General features: G+C 30.4%; 3 protein-coding genes and 1 pseudogene. 3 read left to right on the top strand and 1 reads right to left on the bottom strand.

Features of this window, described 5'->3' with window-relative positions; all coding sequences use genetic code 11:
- The 3 genes from AB1Z17_RS08530 to AB1Z17_RS08520 form a co-directional block, all read left to right on the top strand.
- A partial coding sequence (locus AB1Z17_RS08530) for an FKBP-type peptidyl-prolyl cis-trans isomerase (RefSeq protein ID WP_368051382.1) occupies window positions 1-585 on the top strand: 585 nt, incomplete at its 5' end.
- An 11-nt stretch (window positions 586-596) separates the two neighbouring features.
- Entirely contained in the window at window positions 597-1,715 is a 1,119-nt protein-coding gene (locus tag AB1Z17_RS08525; protein ID WP_368051381.1) for a peptidylprolyl isomerase, read from the top strand.
- Between the two features lie 19 nt (window positions 1,716-1,734).
- Entirely contained in the window at window positions 1,735-2,304 is a 570-nt protein-coding gene (locus AB1Z17_RS08520) for a phosphatase PAP2 family protein (RefSeq protein ID WP_368051380.1), read from the top strand.
- Here AB1Z17_RS08520 and AB1Z17_RS08515 read toward each other — a convergent pair.
- Window positions 2,297-2,634 (bottom strand): annotated as a pseudogene (locus AB1Z17_RS08515) (hypothetical protein); the annotation flags it as partial. The gene AB1Z17_RS08520 and the pseudogene AB1Z17_RS08515 overlap by 8 nt on opposite strands.

Raw genomic sequence — 2,634 nt, 5'->3', positions numbered from 1 at the left:
AAAATGAATTTTGATGATATTAATCAAAACGCATATATTCAAGGGGTGAAAAATGGAATAGACTCAACAAATATGTTGTTAGATTCTAAAGACCTTAATACTGTAATTAATGCATATTTTCAAAAATTGCAACAAGAAAAAATGAAAGAACAACAAGAAGCTGCTGCAAAAAAAGCAGAAACAGATTTTGCTGAATCAAAAGCTGCAGGTGAAAAATTCTTAGAAGAAAACAAAACTAAAGAAGGTGTTGTAACAACAGAAAGTGGTTTACAATATATTGTAATGAAAGAAGGAAGCGGTGAAAAGCCTGTAGCAACTTCAAAAGTAAAAGTACATTATCATGGTACTTTAACTGACGGTACAATATTCGATAGTTCTGTTGATAGAGGAACTCCGTCTGAGTTTTTTGCGAACCAAGTAATAAAAGGATGGACAGAAGGTTTACAGTTAATGTCTGTTGGTTCAAAATATAAATTCTTTGTTCCTCAAGATTTAGGATATGGTGCTACACCAAGAGCAGGTGGAAAAATCAAACCATTTGATGTATTGGTTTTTGAAGTTGAATTGTTAGAGATTGTTCAATAATAAAAGTTAACATGAGATTATTACAGCTAGTTGTAATTTTACTAGTGTTATCCGTATCAGCGTGCAAACCAACTAAATATGCAGATTTAGAAGATGGTATGTATGCTGACATGGTAACTAATAAAGGTACAATTTTATTAAAACTCGAATTTGAAAAAACACCAATAACGGTGGCAAATTTTGTTTCGTTGGTTAATGGGACAAATAAACAAGTTACAGATTCCTTAAAAGGAATTAATTTTTACAACGGGCTAACTTTTTATAGAGTACTCAATAATTTTATGGTTCAAACAGGCGATCCTTTAGCAACAGGTTCTGGAGGTCCTGGATATAAATTTATTGATGAATTTCCAAAAGATAATGAAGGGAATTTAATTTTAAAACACGATAAACCAGGTGTTTTGTCTATGGCTAATTGGGGACCACCAAATACAAATGGAAGTCAGTTTTTTATTACACACAAAGAAACGCCTTGGTTAGATGGAATTCATACTGTGTTTGGAAATGTGTTAAAAGGGCAAGCTGTTGTTGATTCTATTGTTCAGAATGATACCATTAAAATGCTTGAGATTATTAAAGTAGGAAGAGCTGCCAAAAAATTTAAGGCTGCTAAAGTATTTGATAATTTTTATGTTGATTACGAAAAGGAATTAAAAGCAACCCAAGAAAAAATTGAGAAGGCTACTTCAAATGCATTACAAAGATTCACCGAGAACAGATCAAAAGCAACTGAATTGGCTTCGGGTCTAAAAATTTTTATAACTGAAACTAAAAATGGTGAAACTCCTGCAACTGGTGCTAAAGTTAAGGTCGCCTATGCGGGATATTTTACAAATGGTAAATTATTTGATACAAGTTATAAGGAAGTTGCAAAAGCGTATGGGACGTATGACGCAAATAGAGATAAAAAAAATGGATATGCTCCTTTTACAAGTGAATATGGACCAGAAGCTCGTTTAATTTCGGGTTTTAAAGAAGGATTACAGCAATTAAAAATTGGTGATAAGGCAATGCTTTTTATACCCGCACATTTAGGATATGGTGCACAAGGGGCTGGTAAACTAATTCCACCAAATACGGATTTAGTTTTTGAAATAGAACTGGTTTCGCTAGAAAAATCAAATAATTAATAATACAATTTAGTAATCAATGATAGAATCAATTATTGATAAAGATATTGAATTACTAATTTTCCTAAATAATTTAGGAACAACTCAATGGGATGGTTTTTGGCTTATTATAACAAATAAGTTTAGTGCTATCCCATTATATATTTTACTACTTTATGTTACATTTAAATACTACGGTTTAAGAAGAACAGTAGTTTTAGTGCTGTTTATAGCTGTTTTAATAGCTGCTTCAGATCAAACCAGTAATTTGTTTAAATATGGTTTTAAAAGACTAAGACCTTGCCATGATGAGAATATTGCACATTTAATTAGATTAGTTAAAGAACGCTGTGGCGGGTTGTATTCCTATTTTTCTGCGCACGCCTCTAATGCTATGGCAATTACAGTATTTTTTAGTTTTCTTTTGAAAGAAAAAATAAAATACATTTCTTATTTTTTAATAATTTGGGCGTTATTAGTTGGGTATAGTAGAATTTATATTGGTGTACATTTTCCTTTAGATATAATTACAGGAGGAATAATTGGTGCAGTTTATGCCACTATATTTTACAAACTATTTAAAATGTTTAATCGAAAATTCTTTACTTAGAATAAATACTTTTATTTAAAGGATTTAAAAATATTAAGAAGAATATTACTCCAAAAGCTAGTTCGTACAATTCCCATTTTCTATCTGAACTCATAAAAGCTAACAATCCGGTGCAAATTAGAAAAGCAATGGTTTGATGCCATTTTACAATTGGCACAGCAAATAAGTTCGCCAATTTTTTAATGCCTTCAAATTTTCTATACAAAAAAGGTGTAATTATTAAATAAATAACTAAAACAGCAGTTAATAACTGACTGAAGATTATTTTATTTACCTTTTTACCATCTACTATTAAGTTGTGTAAATTTGTTTCAGATTGAGCATTGTTTT

This window comes from Lutibacter sp., assembly GCF_040883305.1.
GTDB lineage: Bacteria > Bacteroidota > Bacteroidia > Flavobacteriales > Flavobacteriaceae > Lutibacter.
The sequence above is the reverse complement of the archived record's forward strand: the minus strand, read 5'-3'. Positions and strand labels throughout refer to the sequence as shown.

Excerpts from the sequence above, each read along its gene's own strand:
- AB1Z17_RS08525 (WP_368051381.1), top strand. The coding sequence starts at position 597 with ATGAGATTATTACAGCTAGTTGTAATTTTACTAGTGTTATCCGTATCA.
- AB1Z17_RS08520 (WP_368051380.1), top strand. The coding sequence starts at position 1,735 with ATGATAGAATCAATTATTGATAAAGATATTGAATTACTAATTTTCCTA.